The sequence below is a fragment of the uncultured Campylobacter sp. genome (genome assembly GCF_938045405.1).
Taxonomy (GTDB): Bacteria; Campylobacterota; Campylobacteria; order Campylobacterales; family Campylobacteraceae; genus Campylobacter_B.
Genome location: NZ_CALIMW010000181.1, coordinates 1 through 1,045, shown reverse-complemented (window position 1 = coordinate 1,045; position 1,045 = coordinate 1). Strand labels below are relative to the sequence as shown.

Annotated in this window: 1 pseudogene; it reads left to right on the top strand. The window is 38.5% G+C overall.

The window, feature by feature from the left end:
* Positions 1-405: pseudogene (locus Q0140_RS06955) on the top strand (hypothetical protein); the annotation flags it as partial.
* Positions 406-1,045 lie beyond the last annotated feature (640 nt).

Genomic DNA, 1,045 nt, shown 5'->3' with positions numbered 1-1,045 from the left:
CTTTGCAAACTAAACGACACGAAATTCCAAGAGACTATAAAAGCAAAAGGTAAGATAGAATACAAAGATCAGAAGGAATTGATCGATTGCGATAAGTCGCTAGAGGATGAAATTCTAAAAGACCAAGACCCTAAAAAAGATAAGACATATCTACCGGGCGTATTAGATTTCTTGAAAAGCGCGGTGTATTATTCGCAATTGACGCCCGAGCAATTAAAAGCTAGTTATGGCGCATCTAATAAAAAAGCGCCGTCTAGCGCAACGATAGAGCTTAATTTCGTCGTCAATAATGATAAAAGCGTAGATTTGGCGCAGGGATTTAAGATAACGTCCGATGGCAAAGAGGAGCCTGCCGGCAAAAATGATACATCTAAAGACGTACTAGCAGTATTTTATGCAAGATAGTATGCTGCGAAATTCTTGAGTAGCGGAGCGGAATTTTAAAATTCGCTCCGTTACGAAATTTACAGAATCTCATTCTCGGTAAAATTTCATAGAATTTTGTCTGCGGTTTCGACGTAAAATTTTAATGCGGAATTTCACGGCTGAGCCAATATGTCGCGCTTGTTTGCCACGATTAAAATTCCTTTTTATGTCGCAGCGTGGAATTTTAAGCACGGAATTACATATTTTATTAAGACGCCTTATGCGCGTAATTTTACAAACTGAATTAATCGAAATTTAGCAGTTAGATTTTTTTCAATTTTGAATTTTGCAGCCTGAAATTTAACGCCTTAGAACTCCCTGGCTTTACAAATCCACATCGCGAAATTCTGCCGTCGAGCTTCTTGTTTTATAGCCAATAACGACGAGCAGCGTCAGTAGCCTCCATAAGCTTACATACGGCACATTTTATTACAAAGTTTTTTAAAATTTAAATCGATTAAAATTTCGCAGCGCGAAATTTCGTAGTTCTGTAATATAGCCAAAATTTCGCGGCTTTAAAGCCTCGCACTAACCAAATCCTTTTTTTAGATTTTGTCCTAAAGTCCCAGCTCTATCGCCAGATCCTTTACCGCTTTGAGATTTACCTTGCCGCTGCCGA